Consider the following 25,076-nt stretch of genomic DNA (forward strand, 5'->3'; position numbering starts at 1 on the left):
GATTAGAATGGGCGGCCAATTGGTCAATCCAATTTATGGCCGTCCGAATACAACTGTCCTTCAATCATCAGGAATACAACATGACGAAATTGGTTCGTCCGCAAAAAATCAGCGATCAGGTTTTAGCCGTTTTGGAAGAACGTATCGCTACCGGCATTTATGAAGAAGGCAGTAAATTGCCTCCCGAACGTACGCTTGCGGAAGAATTCGGCGTGTCGCGTCCGTCGGTCAGGGTGGCGTTGAATATTTTAATTGCCAAGCAGGTTTTGGAAGCGCGGCAGGGCGATGGCTATTATGTTTCCGTCAAGCCGCAGCAGGATTTTTTGCAAAGCTGGCAGGAGTTGCTCGGCAAACATACCAATTGGGAAACAGACGTTTTCGATTTCAGCTGCCACGTTGAGGGATGTATGGCGGCGCTGGCCGCCGAAAGACGGACTGACGCCGATTTGAAACGCATTGATTTCTGGCGGCAGAAGTTTGAAACGGCCTGTGAAAGCGGAAATTTGGAGCATCAAGCTGAGGCAGACGTCAGTTTCCATCAAACCATTGCCGATGCCGCACACAATATCCTGTTCAGCCACCTTTCCAGCAGCCTGCTCAAAATGCTTTATAAGCAAACACGCAGTGGCATTATCTATATACATCAAACCGAAGACCCGCGCCCGACGCTGATTGCCCAGCACCGCGCTATTTTTGAAGCCGTTGCCCAGGCCAAACCGGCCGAGGCGGCGGATGCGGCCAAACTGCATTTGAATTATGTCGCCCGCCGCATTTTGCAGGACAGGGAATATCAAAGCCGCAGCGAGCATGCGGATGTATTGGCACAAAATGATTTAAAACGGGTAGATTGGTAGCGTTTAAAAATAATCAGGCCGTCTGAATTTTTCAGACGGCCTGATTTTGCAAATAAGGCCTTTTAGTGACACAATCTTCATCAATTATGTCTGAAAACAAAGGAAGCACCATGTACCGTCATGTCGAGTATTATCCGGGCGATCCGATTTTGAGTTTGGTTGAAACCTTCAAACGCGACGAGCGTCCTGAAAAAGTCAATTTGAGCATAGGCATTTATTTTGATGACGAAGGCAAAATGCCGGTTTTGGAATCTGTCCGCCGGGCAGAAGCAGAGCGTGCGGCCGTACCGCACCCCTCTCCTTATCTGCCGATGGAAGGTTTGGATACTTATCGGAGTGCCGTTCAGCGTTTGTTGTTTGGCAAGGATAATCCGGCATTGGCAGAAGGGCGCATTGCGACCGTACAGACTTTAGGCGGATCGGGGGCGTTGAAAGTCGGTGCCGACTTTTTGCACCGTTGGTTCCCCGATGCAAAAGCCTATGTCAGCGATCCGACTTGGGACAACCATAAAGGCATTTTTGAAGGCGCAGGTTTTGAAGTGGGGACGTATCCTTATTACAACCCTGAAACCGTCGGCGTGAAATTTGAAGAAATGACTGCGTTTTTCAAAACATTGCCGGAAAACAGCGTCTTGATTTTGCATCCATGCTGTCAAAACCCGACCGGCGTAGATATGTCGCAAGCACAATGGGATGAGGTGTTGGATATCATCAAAACGCACAAGCTGATTCCATTTATGGATATTGCCTATCAAGGTTTCGGCGAGGATTTGGACAACGATGCCTATGCAATACGTAAAGCCGTCGAAATGGGCCTGCCTTTGTTTGTCAGCAACTCTTTCTCGAAAAACTTGTCGCTGTACGGCGAGCGCGTCGGTGGTTTGAGCGTAGTGTGTCCCAATAAGGAAGAAGCAGAGCTGGTGTTCGGACAGTTGAAATTTACCGTCCGCCGCATTTATTCCAGTCCTGCCGCGCATGGCGCATACATCGCTTCTGATGTGATGAACAACAAGGAGCTGCGCGCTTTGTGGGAATACGAGGTTTATGCCATGCGCGACCGCATCCGTGCCATGCGTCAGAAGCTTTATGATGTTTTGACGGCCAAAATTCCCAATCTCGATTTCAGCTATTTCATCAAACAGCGCGGTATGTTCAGCTATACAGGCCTAACCGTAGAGCAGGTACACCGCCTGCGCGACGAGTTTGCCGTTTACCTGCTGGATTCGGGCAGGATGTGTGTGGCAGGATTGAATGCATCGAATATCGATTATGTGGCCGAAGCATTTGCCAAAGTGTTGCAATAGCCGTTCAATCTGAAATTGAATGTAGTTTTATTTGAAGTAAATCAAAAGGCCGTCTGAAAAATTTTCATCTTTCAGACGGCCTATTTATAATTGGCGCACCCAACAGGGATCGAACCTGTGACCTCCAGCTTCGGAAACTGACACTCTTCCAACTGAGCTATGGGTGCGAAAGCCGTAAGGTTAACGCATATTGGCTTTATTGGCAAAGTTTATCTTGAAAGTGTCTGAAAGTGGCATTGGCGGTCACTTTTTTGCATAGCTGGAATAATCAATTAACTACAAAGGCTTAGCAGAATTTAGATGGCCTTTTGAGGATTTTTGCGTATCTTTTTCTCAAGATGGATTGGAAAGCCTTTGCGAATTCAGTATAATCCAGCAAAATATTGTTAACTGCGTTTAACACATAAACTATAACTTACAGCACAACCTAACCTAACGGCGAGGCCTACCAAATGAAACAACTCCGCGACCACAAAGCCCAAGGCTCTGCATTGTTCACCCTTGTGAGCGGTATCGTTATTGTTATTGCAGTGATTTACTTCCTGATCAAACTGGCGGGAAGCGGTTCATTCGGCGATGTTGCCGAAACAACCGAAGCTGCGACTCAAACCCGTATCCAGCCAGTCGGCCAACTGAAATTGGGCGATGGTATTCCAGTCGGCGAGCGTCAAGGCGATCAGATTTTCAACAAAATCTGTATTCAATGTCACGCGGCAGACAGCATCGTTCCTAACGCGCCTAAATTTGAAAACAAAGGCGATTGGGCGCCTCGCATTGCACAAGGTTTCGATACCTTGTTCCAACACGCTCTGAATGGTTTCAACGCAATGCCTGCCAAAGGCGGTGCGGCTGATTTGACCGATCAAGAATTGAAACGCGCCATTACTTACATGGCCAACAAAGCCGGCGGTACTTTCCCTGATCCTGATGCCGCAGCTCCTGCCGATGCAGCCGCTTCCGGTGAAGCCGCTTCAGCTCCGGCGGCTGAAGGTGCAGCTCCTGCAGAAGCCCCTAAAGCAGATGCGGCCAAAGCAGATGACAAAGGTGCGGCAGCTCCAGCAGCCGGCGGTGCAGACGGCAAAAAAGTTTACGAAGCCAACTGCCAAGCATGTCACGGCGGTGCAGTTCCAGGTGTTCCTCATGTAGGTAAAAAAGAAGACTGGGCTCCTCGTATCAAACAAGGTAAAGACACTCTGCACAAACATGCAATCGAAGGCTTTAACGCAATGCCTGCCAAAGGTGGTAACGGCAGCCTGAGCGATGATGAAGTGAAAGCTGCAGTTGATTACATGGCTAATCAGTCTGGTGCTAAATTCTAAGATTTGATTTTGAATCTCGAATAGAAGGCGCATTCTGCAAAAGGATGCGCTTTTTTCGTGCAGGAAATCCGGATCTTGCTATAATACTGAAGTAGTAAATTATTCTCATGATCAAGGGTCGTCTGAAAGATTCAGACGGCCTTCGAATACAATCAAGATTCTTTTAAAGAAGTTCAACAATATTCACATACGACAAAACAATCACGGAGTTATCTCATGGCAAAAAAATATTTCGGTACTGACGGTGTGCGCGGCGAAGTCGGTCAGTTTCCTATCAATCCTGATTTTGTCTTGAAATTAGGCTATGCGGCAGGCCAGGTTTTGGTGCAGCACGAAGGCGAAATCAAACCGACCGTATTAATCGGTAAAGACACGCGTATTTCAGGCTATATGCTGGAAGCTGCGCTGATTGCCGGTTTTACCGCCGCCGGTGTCAATGTTATTCAAACCGGCCCTCTGCCAACCCCGGGCGTAGCATATCTGACCCGTGCTTTGCGTTTGTCTGCCGGTGTGATGATTTCTGCTTCCCATAACGTTTATTCCGATAACGGCATTAAATTCTTTGCCGAAGGCGGTGTGAAGTTGAGCGATGAAATCGAGTTGGAAATCGAAGCCAAAATCGATGAAGAAATGAAAACCCAGCCGTCCAGCCGTCTTGGCCGCGCACGCCGGATTAATGGTGCGGATGACCGCTATATCGAGTTCTGTAAATCCACTTTCCCAAGTCATTTGGACTTGCGCGGTCTGAAATTGGTGGTCGATACCGCCAATGGTGCAGGCTATGCAGTTGCGCCTAAAGTATTCCACGAATTGGGTGCGCAAGTGGTCAGTATCGGTGATGAGCCAAACGGCTACAACATCAATGAGAAATGTGGTGCGACCCATCCGAAAGCTTTGCAAGCGGCTGTATTGCAAAATGAAGCCGATTACGGTATTGCATTGGATGGCGATGGTGACCGTTTGATGATGGTTGACCGCAATGGCAAAGTGTATGACGGCGACAGCTTGATTTATGTGATTGCCAAAGCACGTGCGCACGAAGGCGTGGAAATCGGCGGCGTAGTGGGTACGGTGATGACCAATATGGCGATGGAAGTTGCTTTGAAAGAGCAGGGTGTTGATTTCTGCCGCGCCAAAGTGGGCGACCGCTATGTGTTGGAACAGCTCCATCAACGCGGTTGGTTGATTGGCGGCGAAGCCAGCGGCCATATTTTGTGCATGGACAAACACAATACCGGTGACGGCATCATTTCCGCGCTGCAAGTTTTGGCCGCACTGCAAACCTTGAATCAAGACCTTGCCACCGTTTGCGCCGATTGGCAGCCGTATCCGCAAACCATGATCAACGTCCACATCAAAAAAGGCCAAAACTGGCAGGACGCTTCCAAAGAGGCTTTGGCTGAAGTGGAAAAAGAACTCGAAGGCAAAGGCCGCGTGGTCTTGCGCGCATCCGGTACCGAGCCTGTCGTACGCGTGATGGTGGAAGCCAAGCAGGCAGACTGGGCGAAAAAAGGCGCAGAAAAAATTGCCACTGCCATTCAAGGTCAAAAGTAACAGTATGTTTGATGTTGAATTGAACTAAATAAAAGGCCGTCTGTCGTTCAGACGGCCTTTGTGTTTCAGCTGAAAGCTTAGTTGCTCAAGACATCAACGCCTTTAGGAGGGGTAAATTTGAACATACCGCTGGAAAGGTTAGGCTTGGTGTTCAAACCGCTGAAGCTGATGCTGGTTTGGTTGCCGAAGCTGTCTTTCAGCTGCATGGCGGCGAGGTTGTCGCCTTTGAAGCCGATGCGGATGTATTGGTAGCCGGCGTTGTTTTTCTTAGGCGTAGCCAAAACATAGTCGATACCGTTAGCAGAACCGTCTTCTTTCAGCGTGTAGCTGCTGTCCAATGCCGTTTTGTTGGAAAGGATGGCGGCAGGGCTGTCACCGATGGTTTGGTCTTGTGAGGACTTGGTTACTTGCGCCAAATCTACGTCATAGAGCCAAATGGTTTTGCCGTCGCCGACGATGGTTTGTTTGTAGGGTTTGGTGTATTCCCATTTGAACAAGCCCGGGCGCAGGATTTTGAATGTGCCGTGTGTGGTTTGGGTTTTCTTTTTGCTGTGAACGGTTTGGCTGAAGTTGCCGCTGATACCGTCAGCATCATTATTGAATTTTTTCAGGGCATCCACTGCGCCGGCTTGTGCAAAGCCGATGGCTGAAGAAAGCAGCGCGGCAGCGGTCAGGGTGAACAGTCGGGTAGTTTTCATGTTTTGGTTCCTTGTTCGGAGAGATGGGTTCAGTATAGACGTTATGGTGTAACAGGCAAGGGGCTGAATGGAGGGTTTAATTTGTGTAAATATGAAAAATCCAATCAAGTGACTGAAATAATTTCATTTCTTCAGACGGCCTGCATTTGGTTTTGACGTTTTTTTAATGAAGCACACAAGGGTTTGGTGTGGTATTTAATGTCATTTTACGGAAAGCGTGAAATTATAGTCTTTCTGTTTGCTTTTTAAAACGGTTATAATATTTATCTTTTGAAAACAATGGTTTTGTATGTATCTGAATCCTTATCCTTTATTGGAACAGGCTTTGCTGTCGGACAATCCAGATGAAAAGGGAAGGTTGACGCAGGCCTTGTTTGCGCAGTTGGGCGAGGCGGAAGGTTTGACGGTTGAAAAGTCAAAACCTGTGGATTGCCGTTTTGCCGGACATCCGTTGCGTCCGCGTTTGGTTGCACCTTCGGAAGTCACGCCGCGCAAGATGAATACGGTCGAAGGCTATGCGGCGATGTTGCATGCGATTGCGCACATTGAATTTAATGCGATTAATCTGGCTTTGGATGCGGCGTATCGTTTTCGCAATATGCCGTTTCAGTTTGTACGCGATTGGGTAAGGGTGGCGAAAGAAGAAGTGTTTCACTTCGGCTTGATGCGTGGCCGTCTGAACAGCTTGGGCTACGATTACGGCGATTTTGAAGCGCACGGGCATTTGTTGGACATGGCGTATAAAACCGCTTACGATCCCTTGTTGCGCATGGCTTTGGTGCCGCGGGTGTTGGAAGCGCGCGGTTTGGATGTCACGCCGGGTATTCGTGCAAAAGTGGCGCAGCGTGGCGATATGGAAACCTGCGATGTGTTGGATATTATTTATCGCGATGAAGTGGGGCATGTCGCCATCGGCAATCATTGGTATCAGCATCTTTGCCGTGAGCGCGGTTTGGAACCGGTTGCCCTGTTCCGCAGCCTGATTGCGCGTTACGATATGTTTATCTTCCGCGGCTACGTCAATATCGAAGCACGGGAACGTGCAGGATTCAGCCGTTTTGAGCTGGATATGTTGGAAGATTTTGAGAAAAGTTTGAAACAGGATAAAAAGGCCGTCTGAAACGGTAAAATCATCATGGCACATCATTACGATCATTCGCACGCGCACACGCATACCGCCAATAAGCAGGTATTGCGCATTTCATTTTTCGTCATTGCCGGATTTATGCTGGTTGAAGCGGTCGGCGGTTGGCTGACCAACTCTTTGGCCCTGCTTTCCGATGCGGGGCATATGTTCAGTGATGCGTTTTCGTTGGGCGTGGCATTGTGGGCGTTCAAACTTGGTGAGAAACAGACCACGCTGCAAAAGACATTCGGTTACAAGCGTTTTGAAATTTTGACGGCGATGTTTAACGGATTGTCGCTGGTGTTGATTGCGGCGATGATTTTTTATGAAGCAGTCAAACGATTGTTTTATCCGCCGGAAATTTTGACGGGCGGCATGTTGGTGGTCAGTATCATCGGTTTGCTGGTCAACATCGGCGTCGCTGTTTATATGTTGAAAAATGGCGATACCGAAGAAAACGTCAATATGCGCGGCGCGTATCTGCACGTAATTAGCGATTTATTCGGCTCGATAGGGGCGATTGTCGCAGCGGTACTGATGATGGCGTATGGTTGGCAATGGGCAGATACGGTTGCCAGCATATTGGTGGCGGCTTTGGTAGGGAGTAGCGGCTGGAAGCTGTTTAAACAGACTTTGCACATTTTGATGGAAGGCGCGCCGAAAAACATCCATACCGATGAGTTGCTCAGCGTTATCCGCAATACGGAAGGCGTAAAATCCGTTCACGACTTGCATGTTTGGACGATTACCAGCAATATCCACGTTTTGTCCTGCCATATTGTTGTAGATGGCAGCATGACAGTTGCAGAGTCCGAACAAATCGCCTACTGCATCGAACATGAATTGGCACATCACAACATCGGGCATTGTACGATTCAGATTGAAAGCGAACAGCATCCGCATAAAGATGAAGTTTTGTGTTCGCAGGAAATGCACGAACACCATAATGAATAATGAGGAAAAAAATGGATAAGAAACAATTAGAGGCAGATTTTCATCATGCTATGTTAGAAATTTATGATTTGGCAAAGAAATTACCAACGCCTTATAGGGCTACGCGGTTTAAGCAAATGGTAGATGAGATGGGTGGTAAGGCTGCAGCCGATAAATTACTGGCTTCGCCAAATATTAGTCAAGGATTGCATGATCTATACTTGTACGGCCAAGAAAAAGGATTAAAAATCAGCATGGAGTATTTAATTCTCCAAGAACGATGGTCGCCGTTGTTTACAGAAGAACAGAAAAGCATTGCGCGTAAAAAATTAAAGCAATGCGGTTTAGATGTTTAAATCTTTACTACCACCATTAACCATATTCAGGCCGTCTGAAACTTGTTGGATTGTTCAGACGGCTTTCTAAAATCATCAAAGGAACACTTATGACCCAAGCCGTATTATTCGACCTTGACGGCACGCTTGCCGATACCGCACTTGATTTGGGTGGCGCGCTCAACACGGTATTGCGCCGACACGGTTTGCCAGAAAAAAGCATGGATGAAATCCGTCCGCAGGCCAGCCACGGTGCAAGCGGTTTGCTCAAACTTGGTGCAGGCATTACGCCCGACCATCCGGACTATATACAATGGCGCAAAGAGTTTTTGGACGAATACAGCCGCTGTTATGCCGATCAAACCATCTTGTTCGACGGCGTAAACGAAATGCTAGAAGCCTTAGTTCAACGCTGTATCCAATGGGGCATTATCACCAACAAGCCTATGCGCTTTACCGATGTCCTCGTGCCTAAGCTCGGGTTTACCGTGCCTCCTGCCGTCATTGTCAGCGGCGATACTTGCGATGAACCCAAGCCCAGCGTGAAGCCTATGTTTTATGCGTGCGAACAGATTGGCGTTGAGGCGCAGCGATGTTTTTATGTCGGCGATGCCGAGCGCGATATGCAGGCAGGCAAGAATACCGGGATGACAACCGTGCTTGCCGATTGGGGCTATATTTCTACCGAAGACCAAACCGAAAACTGGCTTGCCGATTTCCGTATTGCCACGCCTTTGGATTTGTTGGCAATCTTGCGTTAAAACCCTGTAATAATCCGTTTTCAGACGGCCTGAAACGGCGTAAAATTACATAAATTTGTATTTTTTCAACCGTTTTACTACTTGTAAAGAGAAAAATCATGTTCTTCAAGCATATCGAAGCAGCTCCTGCTGATCCGATTTTAGGTTTGGGCGAAGCGTTTAAAGCCGAAACCCGTCCCGAAAAAGTCAATCTCGGTATCGGCGTGTACAAAGACGCATCCGGCGCGACGCCTATTGTCAAAGCCGTCAAAGAGGCTGAAAAACGCCTGTTGGAAAGCGAAACAACCAAAAACTACCTGACCATCGACGGCGTTGCCGACTACAACGAGCAAACTCAAATTCTGCTGTTTGGCAAAGACCACGAAATCATTGCCAGCCGTCGTGCCAAAACAGCGCAAAGCCTTGGCGGTACAGGTGCATTGCGCATTGCGGCCGAATTTGTCAAACGCCAGTTGAACGCGCAAACCATCTGGATTTCCAATCCGACTTGGCCAAACCACAACGCCATCGCCAAAGCGGTCGGTATCCAAGATAAACCTTATCGTTACTATGATGCCGCCAAACACGGTTTGGATTGGGACGGCATGATTGAAGACTTGAGCCAAGCGCAAAAAGGCGACATCGTCCTGCTGCACGGCTGCTGTCACAACCCTACCGGTATCGACCCTACGCCCGAACAATGGGAAACTTTGGCAAAACTTTCTGCCGAAAAAGGCTGGTTGCCACTGTTTGACTTTGCCTACCAAGGCTTCGGCAATGGTTTGGAAGAAGATGCCTATGGCTTGCGCGTGTTCTTGAAACACAATACAGAATTGCTGATTGCCAGCTCTTATTCCAAAAACTTCGGTATGTACAACGAGCGCGTCGGTGCGTTCACTTTGGTGGCCGAAGATGAAGAAACAGCAGCCCGCGCCCACAGCCAAGTCAAAACCATCATCCGTACCTTGTATTCCAACCCGGCTTCACACGGTGCGAATACCATTGCGCTGGTGTTGAAAAATGATGATTTGAAAGCACAATGGATTGCCGAACTCGATGAAATGCGCGGCCGAATCAAAGCCATGCGCCAAAAATTTGTCGAGTTGCTCAAAGCAAAAGGTGCAACCCAAGACTTTGATTTCATTATTGAACAAAACGGTATGTTCTCCTTTAGCGGTCTGACTCCCGAACAAGTCGACCGTTTGAAAAATGAGTTTGCCATTTATGCCGTCCGTTCCGGCCGCATTAATGTCGCAGGCATTACTGATGACAACATTGATTACTTGTGCGAAAGCATTGTGAAAGTCTTGTAATTGTCGAATTAAAGGCAAAGGCCGTCTGAATCATTCAGACGGCCTTTATTTTTGACTTGTAAGCTTATCCGGCAACTGCGTTCATTCCCCAATAAATCATGGCATAGCGCAGCAGTTTGCCTGTAATCAGAATGATGGCGCAATGCAAAGCATTGAGCCTGAACCAGCCTGCGGCAAGGGGAAGGGCATCGCCGATAATCGGCAACCATGCAAATAATAGCGGCCAAATCCCCCATCGTTTTATACGCGCCAATACTTTTTCAGACGGCCTTTTCTTGGCCGGAAACATTCTGCCCATGTAATACGAAACCATACTGCCCAAGCCATTCGCCAACCCTGCACACAAACATGCGCCGAGGGCATGTTGCGGATATTGGTACACAAATGCGGCGTATGCCGCCTCGGATGTACCCGGAAGTAGTGTGGCTGAAGTGAAGGCAGAAGCAATCAGGGCAAGGTAAGCGTAAAGAGGGGGCATGTTTTGAGTTACATCAAGTGATATTGTAAAAAAGAAATAATAGGTTTAATAAGAGGATTATGCCTTTATTTTTTAATCTAATAAAATATAAATCCAATATTATTGAAATTTTTAAAATTAAACGACTGAAGGATAATGTAGTCGGCTGTTAGAAAATAGTTTTCAAAGTGACGGATTATCAGTATGATACGGGCGGCTGTTAATGGGTGTTAAGTTTAATGAACTGATTTAAGCTCATTTTTCCAGCAAATCTTAACAAAACGAAAGGCAAATCATGTCTGCGCATTCACAACAAAATCATACTCCTGCGCTGGTTGTCCTAACCACACTCTTTTTCATGATGGGTTTCATTACCTGCATGAACGATATTTTGATTCCGCATTTGAAAGATATTTTTGACCTAACTTATGTTCAGGCGATGCTGATTCAATTCTGTTTCTTTACCGCTTATGCGATTATGTCGATCCCGATGGGCTATTTGGTCGGCAAAATCGGCTATAAAAACGGCGTGATTAGCGGCTTCGTATTGACTGCCATCGGCTGTCTACTCTTCTATCCTGCTGCCGGCAGTCATTCTTATGCAACTTTTTTGGGTGCGCTGTTCATTTTGGCTTCAGGTGTAACGCTGTTGCAAGTAGCAGGTAACCCTTATGTGACTTTGCTGTCCAAAACGGGTAAAGAATCTGCAACACTGACTTTGGTTCAGGCATTTAACTCTTTGGGTACGACCATTGCTCCGCAAATCGGCGCATTCCTGATTTTGGCTGATGCGACACAAACTGTCAGCAAAGCCGAGCAAATTTCTTCTGTTCAAATTCCATATTTAGGTTTGGCTGGTTTGCTGATTATTTTGGCTGTGTTTGTCAAAATGATTCGTTTGCCTGATGCGCGTAAAATTGCCGAAGAAGAGAGCGAACATAACCATGATGGCAAACACAGTGTTTGGCAATACCGTCATTTGGTTTTTGGTGCGGCCGGTATTTTCTGTTATGTCGGTGCGGAAGTATCCATCGGTTCTTTATTGGTCAGCGTGTTGGGCTATCTGAAAGGTTTGGACCACGCATCTGCCGCAAAATATTTGTCGTTCTACTGGGGTGGTGCAATGGTCGGCCGTTTCTTAGGCTCTGCCATCATGGCGAAAATTGCGCCTAACCGCTATTTGGCATTTAACGCTACTGCTGCTGTTGCCTTGTTGGGCGTTTCTATGTTGGCAGGTAAAGCCAGTGCGGATATTGCGATGTGGGTATTGTTGGCCATCGGTTTCTTCAACTCCATCATGTTCCCGACCATTTTCTCTTTGGCAACCAAAGGTCTGGGTCGATTTACCAGCAGCGCTTCCGGCGTGTTGTGTACTGCGATTGTCGGCGGTGCGGTTGTGCCTGTGGTACAAGGTTGGGCAGCGGATACTTACGGCTTGATGATTTCTTTCGTTGTATCAGCGATTTGTTACGTATACATCGTCTTCTTTGCTATAAAAGGCTACAAAGCTGACGAATAATCCATCATGATAACAGGCCGTCTGAAACCTTATGGGATTTCAGACGGCCTTTTGACTTTGTGGCATAATGATTTAAATGACAGGAGGAAAAAATGGCCAAAATCATTTTGCTGCATGGCTTGCACATGCATTCGTGGGTCATGAGGCTGCTGGCGTATTTGCTGGAACAAGAAGGTTTTGAAGTTGCGCTGTTCGATTATTGCAGTGTGTTGCACTCGATGAATCGACATGTTGAGGACCTGGCGCGATGGATTGATGAGAACCATGCTGATGAAACGCTGCACTTTGTCGGCCACAGTTTGGGCGGCTTGGTTTTACGCAATTTTGCGGCGGCATATCCGGATAAAGTCAGCGGCCGTATCGTTACCATGGGTACGCCGCACCAAGGCAGCCGGGCTGCGCAACGCGTGCTCAATTTGGGTTTGCAAAAGCCGGTATTGGGCGGCTCTTACAAAGGGGCGTTGGACGGCAGTATGCCTGAATTGCCCGTAAGTGTTGAGCTGGGCAGTATTGCCGGTAACAAACCGTATGGGCTAGGCCGTGTTTTAGGTTTGCACGGCGAACATGATGGTACGGTTTTGGTCAGCGAAACGCATTGTCCGAATATGCGCGATCATGTCGTTTTGCCGGTCAGCCATAGCGGTATGCTGTTCAACCGCAAAACTGCCGGGCAGGTGGTGGCATTTTTGCATGATGGATATTTTAAAAAGCAATAAAAACACCATTTATTCTGATTAAAAAATATTTTATTCTAAATAATTCGTTTATTTTAAAGAAAATGGCAAGGATTTGTGAGCGTTGTTTTCGTAAAATAATCAGCAGGCCGTCTGAAACCGGTTTTTCAGACGGCCTGTTATGCTAAAATCTGTTAAATACTTATTAAAAAGGCAAAGAACAATGTTTGCTTTCAAATCCTTACTCAATATGCCGCGTTTCGAGGCCATTGCGGTGGCCTTGGCTTTGGTGGCGGCAATGGGTTATACGATTATTTCGCTTGAATGGCTGCCGCATATGTCGATTGTGACGGCGATCGTGGTCTTGCTTTTGTACGGTTTGATGCGCGGCTTGAAATATCAAGACATGCAAAACGGTATGATAGGCGCGGTCGGGCAGGGCATGGGCGCGATTTATCTGTTTTTCTTTATCGGCCTGATGGTCAGCGCGTTGATGATGAGCGGTGCGATTCCGACGCTGATGTATTACGGTTTCGGATTGATTTCCCCGACTTATTTTTATTTTTCGGCGTTTGCGCTTTGCTCGGTCATCGGTATTTCCATCGGCAGTAGTTTGACGACTTGTGCAACTGTCGGCGTGGCCTTTATGGGGATGGCGGCTGCGTTTCATGCCGATATGGCGATGACGGCAGGTGCGATTGTGTCGGGTGCGTTCTTCGGCGATAAAATGTCGCCGCTTTCCGATACGACCGGTATTTCCGCTTCGATTGTCGGCATTGATTTGTTCGAGCACATCAAAAACATGATGTACACCACTGTGCCTGCGTGGTTGATCAGTGCGGCATTGATGTTGTGGCTTTTACCCAATGTGGCTGCACATGACATGAACAGCGTCGAGGCTTTTCGCGCGCAATTGGAAGCAACCGGTTTGGTGCATGCTTATTCATTGATTCCGTTTGCTTTATTGGTCGTTCTCGCCCTGATGCGCGTCAATGCCATTGTGGCCATGCTGTTTACCGTTGTGGTGGCACTGATTGTGACTTATTTCCACAGTACGCCTGATTTGAAACAGCTGGGCGCGTGGTTTTACAGCGGATACAAACTCGAAGGCGAAGCATTTAAAGACATTGCCCGCTTGATTTCGCGCGGCGGTTTGGAAAGCATGTTCTTTACGCAAACCATCGTGATACTCGGCATGAGCTTGGGCGGCCTGTTGTTCAGTATTGGTGTGATTCCGTCTTTGCTGGAGGCCATTCGTGCGTTCCTGACCAATGCCGGACGCGCTACTTTTAGCGTGGCCATGACATCGGTCGGTGTCAACTTCCTGATTGGCGAGCAATATTTGAGTATTCTGCTTTCCGGTGAAACCTTTAAGCCGGTTTATGACAAACTTGGCCTGCATTCGCGCAACCTTGCCCGTACGCTGGAAGATGCGGGTACGGTCATCAACCCGTTGGTGCCCTGGAGCGTCTGCGGCGTATTCATCAGCCATGCTTTGGGCGTGCCTGTTTGGGAATACCTGCCTTATGCCTTCTTCTGCTACTTGAGTTTGGCTCTGACGCTGGTGTTTGGCTGGACAGGGCTGACTTTGAGTAAAAAATAAACTGATCATCAGGCCGTCTGAATGCGTTTCAGACGGCCTTGTTTTACTTGAAGTAGCAGTATCAACATGATTTCACTATAATTGCTGCGCCAATAAAAAAATAATCCAAACAATGAACAAACAAATCCGCCAAGAAATTTTCGAGCGTTTCCGCGCTGCCAATCCGCATCCGACTACCGAGTTGAATTTCAGCTCGCCGTTTGAGTTGCTCATTGCCGTTTTATTGTCTGCGCAGGCGACTGATGTCGGCGTGAACAAAGCGACTGCCAAGCTCTTTCCCGTTGCCAATACGCCGCAAGCCATATTGGATTTGGGGCTGGACGGCGTGATGGAATACACCAAAACCATAGGCCTCTACAAAACCAAATCCAAACACATCATGCAGACTTGCCGTATTTTGCTGGAAAAATACAATGGCGAAGTGCCTGCCGACCGAGAGGCTTTGGAATCTTTGCCCGGTGTCGGCCGGAAAACTGCCAACGTGGTATTGAATACTGCATTCGGGCAACCTGTTATGGCGGTCGATACCCATATTTTCCGTGTGGCCAATCGCACCAAAATTGCGCCGGGTAAGGATGTGCGTGAGGTTGAAGACAAGCTGATGCGCTTTATTCCCAAAGAATTTTTGATGGATGCCCATCATTGGTTGATTTTGCACGGCCGCTATACATGTAAGGCTTTGAAACCGCAATGCAGCAAATGTTTGATTAATGATTTGTGCGAATATCCTGCAAAAATGTAAATAAAAACAGATAAAAAAAGGCCGTCTGAATTTCAGACGGCCTTTGATTTGGCTGTGATTAGTCGGCAACTGCCATCAGGCTGGCGTTACCGCCGGCAGCGGTAGTATTGATACTGCAAGAGATTTCTTCAAATACTTGCAGGATGTCCAGACCTTGTTCGGAAGGCAGGATGCGGATGAGCGCACCGTCGCGGCCGGCCAACTCTTGTTTGCGCTCGCTGCTCAAAGGCTCGATAGCGGCAACATGGCTGATGCCTGCGTTTTCAGGTTTGCTGTTGACTTGCAACAAACCGTCCAAATCGGCTGAGTAGGAAGCCAACGGGTTGTTAGGCTCAACAACGGTTTGGATGCCTGCGGCTGCCAGCTCGGTTAGGGCAGAGAAGGCTTGCAGCAGATTGCCGCCATGTACCCAAACACGTTTTGGAGAGCGCCAGCTCAATGAGTTGCGTTCGCCGGTCGGGCCGACCAATACGGTTTCGGCTTTGCGCAGGGTACGGACGCGTGCGTGACCCAAAGCTGCGGCTGCGGCTTTTTTCTCTTCTGCGTTAAACGGCAGTTTGTGAACCAGGGTTTCCAAACGTTTGAGCGCGTCTTCGTCTGCTTGGCCGATGCGGCTGAGGGTTGGGGCAACCCATTCAGGAGTACGAACCAAGCGTTGCAGATAGAATGAACCGCCTGCTTTTGGACCGGTACCGGACAAGCCGTGACCGCCGAAAGGTTGTACGCCGACAACGGCACCGACGATGTTGCGGTTAACGTAGATGTTACCGGCTTCGATGCGGTCGCGGATATGGTCGACAGTGCCTTCGATACGGCTGTGTACACCGCTGGTCAAAGCATAGCCTTTGGCGTTGATTTGGTCGATGAGTTGATCCAATTCGCTGGCGCGGTAGCGGACAACGTGCAGTACAGGACCAAACACTTCGCGTTGCAACTCGTTCAGGTTGTTCAATTCAAACAGGATTGGACGAACGAAGGTAGAGTTGTTTTCATCAACGTCGGCGGCAGTTTTGATTTCGTGGTAAGTCTTCGCTACGCCTTTCATTTTGTTGATGTGGGCCAACAGGTTTTGTTGGGCTTCAGCATCGATGACAGGGCCGATGTCTGTGGTCAGTTGGATCGGTTTGCCGACAACCAGCTCATCCATTGCACCTTTGATGATGTTGATCATTTTATCGGCAACATCTTCTTGAACACACAAGATACGCAGGGCGGAACAACGTTGGCCCGCGCTGTCGAAGGCAGAGTTCAATACGTCGAGGCAGACTTGTTCCGGCAGGGCGGTAGAGTCCACGATCATCGCGTTTTGACCGCCGGTCTCGGCAATCAGGACAGGGCTGTCGTCGCGTTTGGACAGGGCTTTGTTGATCAGGCGCGCTACTTCGGTAGAACCGGTAAAGATCACGCCGCCGATGCGGGCATCGCCGGTCAGGGCAGAGCCGACATCGCCTGCGCCGAGTACGAGTTGCAGCGCAGAAGTCGGAATACCGGCTTGATGCATCAGGGAAACGGCGTAAGTGGCAATCAGGCTGGTTTGTTCGGCAGGTTTGGCGATAACGGTGTTACCGGCTGCCAATGCAGAAACCACTTCGCCGGTAAAGATGGCCAATGGGAAGTTCCATGGGCTGATGGCAACGATTGCGCCGACAGCTTTGGCATCTTTAGGTAGGGTGTTCTCAGCTTCGTTGGCATAGTAGCGGCAGAAGTCAACGGCTTCGCGTACTTCGGCAACGGCGTTGTTCAGGGTTTTACCGGCTTCGCGGACGGCCAGCATCATCAATGCAGGCGTGTGTTGTTCCAACAAATCGGCAAAACGGCGCAGGCAGTCGGCGCGTTCTGACGCAGGTTTGGCGCTCCACTCCGGCAGGGCGGCAACGGCTGCGCCAATAGCTTCTTGAGCCAAGGCTGCATCGGCAAAGCTGACAGTGCCGACAACATCGTTGTGGTCTGCAGGGTTGCGGACGGGTTGCGCTTCGCCCACGTTACGCGCTTCGCCATTGACGATAGACGCGGCGTGGAAGTCTTCGGAAGAAGCTTGGTTGAGTTTTTCTTGCAGGTTTTGCAATACGTTTTCGTTGCTGAAATCGACGCCTTGGGAGTTCAGACGGCCTTTGCCATACAAATCGCGCGGCAGAGGCAATGCCGGATGCAGGTGGATGCCTTGTTCGGCGATGGTGTCGAATGGGCTCTTAATCAGGCGGTCGATGCTGATGTTTTCGTCAACGATTTGGTTCACGAAAGAAGAGTTCGCACCGTTTTCCAACAGACGGCGTACCAAGTAGGCAAGCAGGGTTTCGTGTGTGCCGACCGGGGCATACACGCGTACGCGGCGGCCTAAGTTTTGCGGGCCGACCACTTGGTCGTACAGGGTCTCGCCCATGCCGTGCAGACATTGGTGTTCGAAGTCTTTGCCTTTACCCATTTGGTAGATTGCGCCCAAGGTGTAGGCGTTGTGTGTGGCAAATTGTGGGAACACGGCATCTTGCGCATCCAAGAGTTTGCGTGCGCAGGCAAGGTAGGAAATGTCGGTGTGGACTTTACGGGTGTAAGTCGGGTAGCCGTCCATGCCGTCTACTTGGGCCCATTTCACTTCGCTGTCCCAGTATGCGCCTTTAACCAAACGGATCATCAGTTTTTGGTTGTTACGGCGTGCCAGGTCGATCAGGTAGTCGATAACGAACGGGCAGCGTTTTTGGTAGGCTTGAACAACGAAACCGATACCTTTGTAGCCGGCCAAGTCAGGATCGGAAACCAAAGCTTCCATCAAGTCCAAAGACAATTCGAGACGGTTGGCTTCTTCGGCATCGATGTTGATACCGATATCGTATTTTTTACCCAAAAGGAACAATTCTTTCAGGCGTGGCAACAGTTCGCTCATAACGCGTTCGTGTTGGGCGCGTGAGTAGCGTGGGTGGATGGCGGAAAGTTTAACGGAGATACCGTTGCCTTCGTAAACGCCTTGGCCTGCGGCATCTTTACCGATGGCGTGAATGGCTTGAACGTAGTCGTTGTAGTAGCGGTTGGCATCTTCTTCGGTGTATGCGGCTTCACCCAACATATCGAAAGAGAAGCGGTAACCCATTTTTTCGCGCTCTTTACCGTTTTGCAGCGCTTCTTCAATGGTTTGGCCGGTTACGAACTGTTTGCCCAACAGGCGCATGGCGTAGTTCACACCTTGACGGATCAGAGGCGCGCCGCCTTTGCTGATCAGACGGCTCAATGCGGAACTCATCTGTTTGTCGTTTGTCGCGGTCAGTTTGCCGGTAATCAGCAGACCCCATGCGGCCGCGTTAACGAAGAGGGAAGGGCTGTTGTTCAAGTGGCTTTTCCAGTTGCCTTCGGAGATTTTGTCGGCAATCAGGCGGTCGCGGGTTGCATTGTCCGGAATACGTAGCAGAGCCTCGGCCAGACACATCAGTGCAACACCTTCTTCACTGGAGAGAGAGAACTCGTGCATCAAAGCATCTACACCGCTGGCTTTGGTGCGGCTGGCACGGACTTGGGTAACCAAACGACGGGCAAGCTCGGAGGCGGCATTGCGTTCTTCGTCGGTCATCTGTGCACGTTGCAACATATCCTGAACGGCCTCAATTTCATCGCGGCGGTAGGCATCAGTTACAGCTTGACGCAGAGGAGTTTGTGTTGGAAAAGCGAAGTTAAACATTATTTATGTTCTCCAAAGGTTTTTTCATGGTTTCAGACGGCCTGAATTAAGACTGCCAAAACAGACATTCTGAAGGATAGTAATATCGTAATAAAATTATGATGCGGATACAAGATGCATCCGCATAAATTGCTGTTTTTTCTGATAAGGCTCAGATTATTTTGAAACAGTTTATGTCGTAAAGACGGCCTGCACGGAATCATGCAGGCCGTCTGAAAACGTCTTATTTAGAGGCGCGGTATTCTGCGTCTGCTTTTTCGAAACGTTCTTGCAATTCGCGTGACGGTTGTTTGTCCATCAGGGATACCAAAACAATCACGAGGGTACAAGCGATAAAGCCTGGAACGATTTCATAAACGGTAGAGAAGCCTGTTTCTTGTGCGGCCAAAGCAGGTTTTTTAATCCACTCAGCCCAAACAACCACAGTCAGCGCACCAGCAATCATGCCGGAGAGTGCGCCGTAGGCAGTAATGCGTTTCCACAAAACAGACAGGATCACAACCGGACCGAATGCGGCACCAAAGCCTGCCCATGCGTAAGCTACCAAGCCCAATACTTTGCTTTCAGGGTCAGAAGCAATCAGGATGGAAATCACGGCGATAGCCAATACCATTACGCGGCCAATCCATACCAACTCGGCTTGTTGGGCGTTTTTACGCAGGAAGCCTTTATAGAAGTCTTCGGTAATCGCGCTGGAGCAAACCAACAATTGGCAAGACAGGGTGGACATTACAGCAGCAAGAATCGCGCTCAAGATGATACCGGCAATCCAAGGGTTGAAGAGCAGGGTAGCCAAAGCGATGAAGATACGTTCGTGGTTGCCGTTCATTTCATCAACGTGGGCAGGGTTGGCGCCGAAGTAAGCGATACCGAAGTAGCCGACAGCCACAGCACCGGCCATACACAGAATCATCCAGGTCATACCGATACGGCGTGCAGAAACCAGAGATTTAGCACTTTCAGCAGCCATGAAACGAGCCAAAATGTGTGGTTGGCCGAAATAGCCCAAGCCCCAAGCCGCGGTGGAGATAATGCCGATGACGGTCGTACCGGCAAACAGGCTGCCGTATTCTTTACCGGTAGAAGCGGCAACTTGTTGCATAGTGGCATTCATTTGATCTGCACCGCCCAAACCCAAGTACACCATTACAGGGGTCAGGATCAATGCAAAAATCATCAAAGAAGCTTGCAGGGTATCGGTCCAGCTTACGGCCAAGAAACCGCCCAAGAAGGTATAGGCGATGGTTGCGCCGGCACCCAGCCACATGGCTTGAGTGTAAGACATACCGTGGAACAGGCTTTGGAACAGGGTAGCACCGGCTACGATGCCTGAAGCACAGTAAATAGTGAAGAAGAACAAGATAATCAGTGCGGAAACCACTTTCATCAAGTGACCGCCGGCACCGAAGCGGTGGAAGAAGTAGTCAGGAAGCGTCAGTGCGTTGTTGGCGTATTCGGTATGCACGCGCAGACGGCCTGCAACCAAGAGCCAGTTGAGGTATGCGCCCACAATCAGACCAATGGCAATCCAAGCTTCATTCAAACCGCTCAGGTAAATGGCACCTGGCAAGCCCATCAAAAGCCAACCTGACATATCGGAAGCACCGGCAGACATCGCGGTCACGAATGGGCCCAAGCTGCGGCCACCGAGAATGTAGTCGTCGAAGTTTCGTGTTGAAAAATAGGCGGCGAGGCCGATCAGTAATACGGCGACCAAATAGATCGCGAAAGTGATATACATGGGATTCATGTACTTATTCCTCATCTAACTTTTAAAACGGGTTTGAAATTGCAAGCAATTCATACCCAAACTTTTTTCTAATAAAAATACAGCTTAAAAATCCTGTTTTTTGCGAGAGAGACAGGATAAATTATTTTCAAATACAATAAAATACGAAATCTTAATGCATTAAATTGTAAATAATTTAAACCAGCATACCGTAAAAAGTCGCTTTTGCAAAGCGAAGAACTCAGCCTTTATTCGAAATTGATGCCACCTTTTGGCTAAGTCATTTAAAAACATAAAAATATATAAATTTTTACCGATGATGACGAAGGAAAGTGTGTGAAACTATCTTTCCTGATGTTTTTTGAGGATTAAAGAGAAAAAGTAATTAAACGACTTGGACTTTCAGATGGCCTTGTGCAGAAACCCCGTATCTGTGTCGGGCAGATACGGGGTTTTTAGAAAAAAAGACTACATTAAATAGAAAAATCGTCTTTTAGTAAGTGTTTGTAAGCAAAGAGATAAGAGGCTGCGACAAAGGATGACCCGCCCAGGACGTTGCCTAAGAAAACGGGAATCATGTTGTAGAAAAATTGACCCCAGCTGACGTTTGCGCCTGCCCAAATGCCGGCCGGAATGATGAACATATTGGCAACAAAATGTTGAAAGCCGATTAACACGAAGATCATGACCGGAAACCAAGTTGCCAAAATGCGGCCTGAAGTATGGCGTGAACCGAAATAGAACCAAATACCCATGCACACCATCCAGTTACATGCGATAGCGGAGACGAATGCACGGCCAAAGTCCATATTAACTTTGGCTTCGGCGATGGCAATGGTTTTAGCCGTAGCCGCTCCCTCTGCCAAGCCGACATAGTGGCCGAGAAAATAGGCCATGGCAACGGCGCCTGCCAGATTGCCCAAGCTGACAATCAGCCAGTTGCGCACCAGTTTGTAGGTACTGACGCGGCCGGTCAATCTGCCCAAAGCCATAATCATCATATTGCCTGTTGCCAGCTCACCGCCGCCGATTAAGATACAAATCAGCGCGATAGGGAACACGGACGCGCCCAAAAGGGCGGCCAGACCGTTCCATTCGGCAGGAATGCCGCTGATGACGCGCAGGCAGGCAAGATAGCCGAAGCCGACATAACCGCCGCCCAAGAAACTCAAAATCACCAACATCTTGATGCTGAATTCAGATTTGGCGCAACTTTTGCCGATGGCGTCCTGCAAAATTTCATGAGGGAACAGGTCTCGTGTATCCATGAAGTTTCCTTAAGGTTAATATAAGAATAAAAATATCTTTCTTTATCATGCGGATGGCGAGTTTGCCTGAGAATATGGCGGACAGGAAATAACGGCTGATTGTAAGGATAGAAGCGTAGGTTATATATTGGCAGCCGATGTGTGAAAGGCCGTCTGAAAGCAATACTTTCAGACGGCCTTTAGATGGGGGAATGGGAATTATAAGCGCGTTACGCTTAAAACGCCTTTGATGTCGCCCAAGCTGGCTAATACGCGCGGCAGGTCGTTGACTTGGCGGACTTCAAGGGTAAAGCGCATACTGGCTTCCAAATCGCGCGATTGGGTTTGCACCGCGGTAACGTTGAGTTTATGACGTGCCAGCGCATCCGAAACATCGCGCAGCAAACCGGAGCGGTCTTGAGCGCGGATTTCGACATCGACGGCAAACACTTGTCCTTCTTGCAAGGCTGCCCAGCTTGCATTCAACACTTTTTCAGGAGACTGTTCGGCAAGGTGGTGGAAAGAAGGGCAGGTGTTGCGGTGGACGGAAATACCGCGGTCGCGTGTAACGAAACCGATAATGTCGTCAGGAGGTGCTGGTTTGCAGCATTTGGCAAGCGTGGTCATCAGGCCGTCTTCGCCGTCAATCAAAATGCCATTTTTGCCGCCTTTTTTGATTTTGGACTGCTTGACGATATTGGTTTCATCAATCGGCACGGGAGGCGGTTCATTCAGCGCGCCGCAGGCTTTGTGGATGGCGCGGTTGGAAACTTCGCCCTGACCGATGGCCGTATAGAGTTCGTCGGTTTTTTTGAAGCCGAGTTTTTCCGCCAATGCTTGCAGATTGGGTTTGGGGAAGATTTTTGACAACTGTTTGTCCAACTGGGCGCGGCCTTCTTCTCGCACGGTATCCGCATTTTGCTGGCGGATGTAGGCACGGATTTTACTGATGGCGCGGTTGGATTTGACCCAGCCTTCGTAGAGCCAGTTGACGGAAGGATTTCCCTCTTTGGCGGTAATGATTTCAACGCGTTGTCCGTTTTCCAAAGGCGTGGACAGCGGCACGATTTGTCCTTCGACTTTTGCGCCGCGACAACGGTCGCCCACGCTGCTGTGCAGGGCATAGGCAAAGTCAATCGGGGTAGCGCCCGTAGGCAGGGAGAGGACTTTGCCGTGCGGAGTCAAAACATAAATCGTGTCATTGAACAGCTCGGTTTTAAAGGCGGCGGCAAGGTCTTCTTTGCCGCTTTCGGCCATGTTTTCGCGCCAGTCTAGGAGTTGGCGCAACCAAGCGATTTTCTGTTCGTAGGCGGAATCGCCCTTGCCGCCTTCTTTATAACGCCAGTGGGCGGCGACACCGAATTCGTTGAATTGGTGCATGTCGAAGGTGCGGATTTGGACTTCCACGCCTTTGTCTTCTGGGCCGACGATGACGGTATGCAAACTTTTATAGCCGTTGCCTTTCGGGTTGGCGATATAGTCGTCAAACTCGCCCGGAATCGGCTGCCAGAGGCTGTGGACAATGCCCAGCGTGGTGTAACACTCGGGAATGGTGTCCACCAAAATCCGTACGGCGCGGATGTCGAACAAGCCGTCGAAAGTGAGCTTTTTCTTCACCATTTTTTTGTAAATGGAGTAGATGTGCTTCGGTCTTCCGGCAACTTCAAAATGAATATTGTATTTTTTCAGTTCCGTACGCAGGATATTGAGGAAGTTTTCGATGTATTCGAGGCGCTCGGTGCGTTTTTCGTCCAAAAGCAGGGCGATTTCGCGGTATTTTTCCGGCTCTTGATGACGGAAGCCCAAATCTTCGAGCTGCCATTTGAGTTGCCACACGCCCAAGCGGTTGGCGAGCGGGGCAAAAATGTCGAGGGTTTCTTTGGCAACGGCGCGTTTTTCAGGATTGTCGGGAACGTTGCTTAAGAATTGGAGGGTGCGTGTGCGCATCGCCAGTTTGATCAGGACGACGCGGATGTCGGTAACCATCGCCAACAGCATTTTGCGCATGGTTTCGGCTTGTTGGGCGCGTTCTTCCGGCGTGGCAAGGCTGTCTACGCGTGCGAATTGGGTCAGTTTTTGTACTTCGTCCACACCTTTGACCAGCTCGCAAACGGTGCTGTTGCAGCGTTCGGTAACCAATTCTTGCCAAGTGGGAACGTATTTGCCGATGTCGGACAAAATCGTAGCCGCCACGGCATCGGGCAATAAGTCGAGTTCGCTGACGATTTGCATCGATCCGAGGAAATGTTCCATTAAAGGCTCGCCGTAAGTCGTTAGGGCATCGGCAGGATAATGTTCTTTAGACAGGTCAAAGGCCGTCTGAATCAGGTTTTTATCGGGATCAGGCAACGCGGCAACATAGCCGTCGAACCAAGCGAGGAGGCCTTCCAGCGTTGCACTCGATGTTTGGGGCGTTTGGCGAATAGTGGTCATGGCGTGCGTTTTTTCTTTTTGATAAAAACGTTGCCATTGTAACAGTTTATTGCCGACAGCCCTAGATTTGTATGCGAATGCCGCACCATGTTTCAGGAAGCCTTGTTTCAGACGGCCTTGGGTGTTATGGTTAACCGTTTTGAAATTTTAAGGAGCATTTCGATGAAACTGTATATTTACGACCATTGCCCGTTTTGCGTCCGTGCGCGGATGATTTTCGGCTTGCGCGATGTGGCGGTGGAAGAGGTCGTCTTAGCAAACGATGACGAAGCTACGCCGATTGGCATGATTGGCTCAAAACAAGTGCCGATTTTGCAAAAAGAAGATGGTTCGTTTATGGGCGAGAGTTTGGATATTGTCCGTTACATTGATCAAGGCCGTCTGAAAGAAGAAGTTCGTCCAGAAGTACAGGCTTGGTTGGATAAAGTGGGCGAATACAATAACAAATTGGTACAGCCGCGCATGGTCAAAATCGGCTTGCCTGAATTTGAGACCGATGAAGCGAAAAAATACTTTATCGACAAAAAAGAGAAAAGTATCGGCAATTTCGAGACTAATCTGAACAAAACGGCGCAATATCTGGAGCGTCTACATCAAGACTTGGCAGAACTGGAAGCGCTGGTGTGCGAAGGCGAGGGCTTGTGCGGTGAAATCAGTTTTGAAGATATCCTAACTTTCCCTATTTTGCGCAACCTGACCGTTGTGCGCGGTATTCAATGGCCGCAAAAGTTGATGGATTATTTGTTGGCGATGAGCGAACGTTCCGGCGTGGCTTTGTATTTTGACCGCGCGTTGTAATGAATGTTTGAAACATAAAAAAGGCCGTCTGAAA

At 49.0% G+C, this 25,076-nt stretch carries 20 protein-coding genes and 1 tRNA gene; 14 read left to right on the forward strand and 7 right to left on the reverse strand.

Annotated elements, in window-relative coordinates; genetic code table 11:
• Positions 1–80 precede the first annotated feature (80 nt).
• Together ACTHS4_RS08955 and ACTHS4_RS08960 are read left to right on the forward strand one after the other, a co-directional pair.
• Complete coding sequence (locus ACTHS4_RS08955) at positions 81–854, forward strand: FadR/GntR family transcriptional regulator (RefSeq protein WP_070825570.1); 774 nt, start codon at positions 81–83, stop codon at positions 852–854.
• A gap of 110 nt (positions 855–964) precedes the next feature.
• On the forward strand, positions 965–2,158 hold the full coding sequence (locus tag ACTHS4_RS08960) for an amino acid aminotransferase (protein WP_440365767.1): 1,194 nt from the start codon (positions 965–967) through the stop codon (positions 2,156–2,158).
• Between the two features lie 91 nt (positions 2,159–2,249).
• Here ACTHS4_RS08960 and ACTHS4_RS08965 read toward each other — a convergent pair.
• Positions 2,250–2,325, reverse strand: a tRNA-Arg gene (locus ACTHS4_RS08965).
• Between the two features lie 285 nt (positions 2,326–2,610).
• On the opposite strand from ACTHS4_RS08965, the gene ACTHS4_RS08970 reads away from it, so the two are divergent.
• Positions 2,611–3,477, forward strand: coding sequence for a c-type cytochrome (locus tag ACTHS4_RS08970; RefSeq protein ID WP_070825568.1), 867 nt, complete (start codon positions 2,611–2,613; stop codon positions 3,475–3,477).
• Positions 3,478–3,693: 216 nt separating this feature from the next.
• Positions 3,694–5,031, forward strand: coding sequence for a phosphoglucosamine mutase (gene glmM, locus ACTHS4_RS08975; protein WP_070825567.1), 1,338 nt, complete (start codon positions 3,694–3,696; stop codon positions 5,029–5,031).
• 77 nt (positions 5,032–5,108) lie between these two features.
• Here glmM and lolA read toward each other — a convergent pair whose 3' ends face one another.
• Complete coding sequence (gene lolA / locus ACTHS4_RS08980; protein WP_003682545.1) at positions 5,109–5,729, reverse strand: outer membrane lipoprotein chaperone LolA; 621 nt, start codon at positions 5,727–5,729, stop codon at positions 5,109–5,111.
• 289 nt (positions 5,730–6,018) lie between these two features.
• Between lolA and ACTHS4_RS08985 the strand changes: the two genes are divergently transcribed.
• From ACTHS4_RS08985 to ACTHS4_RS09005, 5 genes are all read left to right on the forward strand, one after another.
• A complete protein-coding gene (locus tag ACTHS4_RS08985; RefSeq protein ID WP_070825566.1) occupies positions 6,019–6,849 on the forward strand; it encodes a ferritin-like domain-containing protein in 831 nt (276 codons plus the stop codon).
• A gap of 15 nt (positions 6,850–6,864) precedes the next feature.
• A complete protein-coding gene (locus tag ACTHS4_RS08990) occupies positions 6,865–7,809 on the forward strand; it encodes a cation diffusion facilitator family transporter (RefSeq protein WP_070825565.1) in 945 nt (314 codons plus the stop codon).
• Between the two features lie 11 nt (positions 7,810–7,820).
• Positions 7,821–8,144 carry a hypothetical protein gene (locus ACTHS4_RS08995; RefSeq protein WP_070647196.1) on the forward strand — a complete coding sequence of 108 codons (324 nt, stop codon included), beginning with the start codon at positions 7,821–7,823 and terminating at the stop codon, positions 8,142–8,144.
• Positions 8,145–8,233: 89 nt separating this feature from the next.
• On the forward strand, positions 8,234–8,884 hold the full coding sequence (locus tag ACTHS4_RS09000) for an HAD family hydrolase (protein ID WP_440365769.1): 651 nt from the start codon (positions 8,234–8,236) through the stop codon (positions 8,882–8,884).
• 98 nt (positions 8,885–8,982) lie between these two features.
• Positions 8,983–10,176 (forward strand): amino acid aminotransferase, encoded by a 1,194-nt coding sequence (locus ACTHS4_RS09005; RefSeq protein WP_004520646.1) that lies wholly within the window; start codon positions 8,983–8,985, stop codon positions 10,174–10,176.
• 64 nt (positions 10,177–10,240) lie between these two features.
• Here the strand turns inward: ACTHS4_RS09005 and ACTHS4_RS09010 are convergent, their stop codons facing one another.
• Positions 10,241–10,654 (reverse strand): YqaA family protein, encoded by a 414-nt coding sequence (locus ACTHS4_RS09010; RefSeq protein ID WP_314511722.1) that lies wholly within the window; start codon positions 10,652–10,654, stop codon positions 10,241–10,243.
• A gap of 274 nt (positions 10,655–10,928) precedes the next feature.
• Here ACTHS4_RS09010 and ACTHS4_RS09015 point away from each other — a divergent pair, with 274 nt between their 5' ends.
• The 4 genes from ACTHS4_RS09015 to nth all read left to right on the forward strand — a co-directional run bounded on the left by ACTHS4_RS09015 (position 10,929) and on the right by nth (position 15,171).
• Positions 10,929–12,152, forward strand: a complete 1,224-nt coding sequence (locus ACTHS4_RS09015) for a sugar MFS transporter (RefSeq protein WP_440365771.1) — start codon at positions 10,929–10,931, stop codon at positions 12,150–12,152.
• A gap of 92 nt (positions 12,153–12,244) precedes the next feature.
• Entirely contained in the window at positions 12,245–12,868 is a 624-nt protein-coding gene (locus ACTHS4_RS09020; protein WP_070825561.1) for an alpha/beta fold hydrolase, read from the forward strand.
• Positions 12,869–13,049: 181 nt separating this feature from the next.
• The gene (nhaC, locus tag ACTHS4_RS09025; protein WP_049348810.1) at positions 13,050–14,429 is read left to right on the forward strand and encodes a Na+/H+ antiporter NhaC; all 1,380 of its coding nucleotides are present in this window, start codon (positions 13,050–13,052) and stop codon (positions 14,427–14,429) included.
• A gap of 112 nt (positions 14,430–14,541) precedes the next feature.
• Positions 14,542–15,171, forward strand: a complete 630-nt coding sequence (gene nth / locus ACTHS4_RS09030) for an endonuclease III (RefSeq protein ID WP_049336266.1) — start codon at positions 14,542–14,544, stop codon at positions 15,169–15,171.
• 58 nt (positions 15,172–15,229) lie between these two features.
• Here the strand turns inward: nth and putA are convergent, their stop codons facing one another.
• The 4 genes from putA to ACTHS4_RS09050 all read right to left on the reverse strand — a co-directional run bounded on the left by putA (position 15,230) and on the right by ACTHS4_RS09050 (position 24,244).
• Positions 15,230–18,835: a bifunctional proline dehydrogenase/L-glutamate gamma-semialdehyde dehydrogenase PutA gene (gene putA / locus ACTHS4_RS09035; RefSeq protein ID WP_440365774.1), complete on the reverse strand. Its 3,606-nt coding sequence runs from the start codon at positions 18,833–18,835 to the stop codon at positions 15,230–15,232.
• Positions 18,836–19,058: 223 nt separating this feature from the next.
• Complete coding sequence (gene putP / locus ACTHS4_RS09040; protein ID WP_440365776.1) at positions 19,059–20,585, reverse strand: sodium/proline symporter PutP; 1,527 nt, start codon at positions 20,583–20,585, stop codon at positions 19,059–19,061.
• Positions 20,586–21,037: 452 nt separating this feature from the next.
• Positions 21,038–21,832: a formate/nitrite transporter family protein gene (locus ACTHS4_RS09045; RefSeq protein ID WP_107722961.1), complete on the reverse strand. Its 795-nt coding sequence runs from the start codon at positions 21,830–21,832 to the stop codon at positions 21,038–21,040.
• A gap of 198 nt (positions 21,833–22,030) precedes the next feature.
• Positions 22,031–24,244 carry a RelA/SpoT family protein gene (locus ACTHS4_RS09050; RefSeq protein ID WP_440365778.1) on the reverse strand — a complete coding sequence of 738 codons (2,214 nt, stop codon included), beginning with the start codon at positions 24,242–24,244 and terminating at the stop codon, positions 22,031–22,033.
• Positions 24,245–24,331: 87 nt separating this feature from the next.
• On the opposite strand from ACTHS4_RS09050, the gene ACTHS4_RS09055 reads away from it, so the two are divergent.
• Entirely contained in the window at positions 24,332–25,042 is a 711-nt protein-coding gene (locus ACTHS4_RS09055; RefSeq protein WP_371460303.1) for a GrxB family glutaredoxin, read from the forward strand.
• Positions 25,043–25,076 lie beyond the last annotated feature (34 nt).

The sequence above is a fragment of the Neisseria sp. P0014.S009 genome, from assembly GCF_051958155.1.
Taxonomy (GTDB): domain Bacteria; phylum Pseudomonadota; class Gammaproteobacteria; order Burkholderiales; family Neisseriaceae; genus Neisseria; species Neisseria flavescens_C.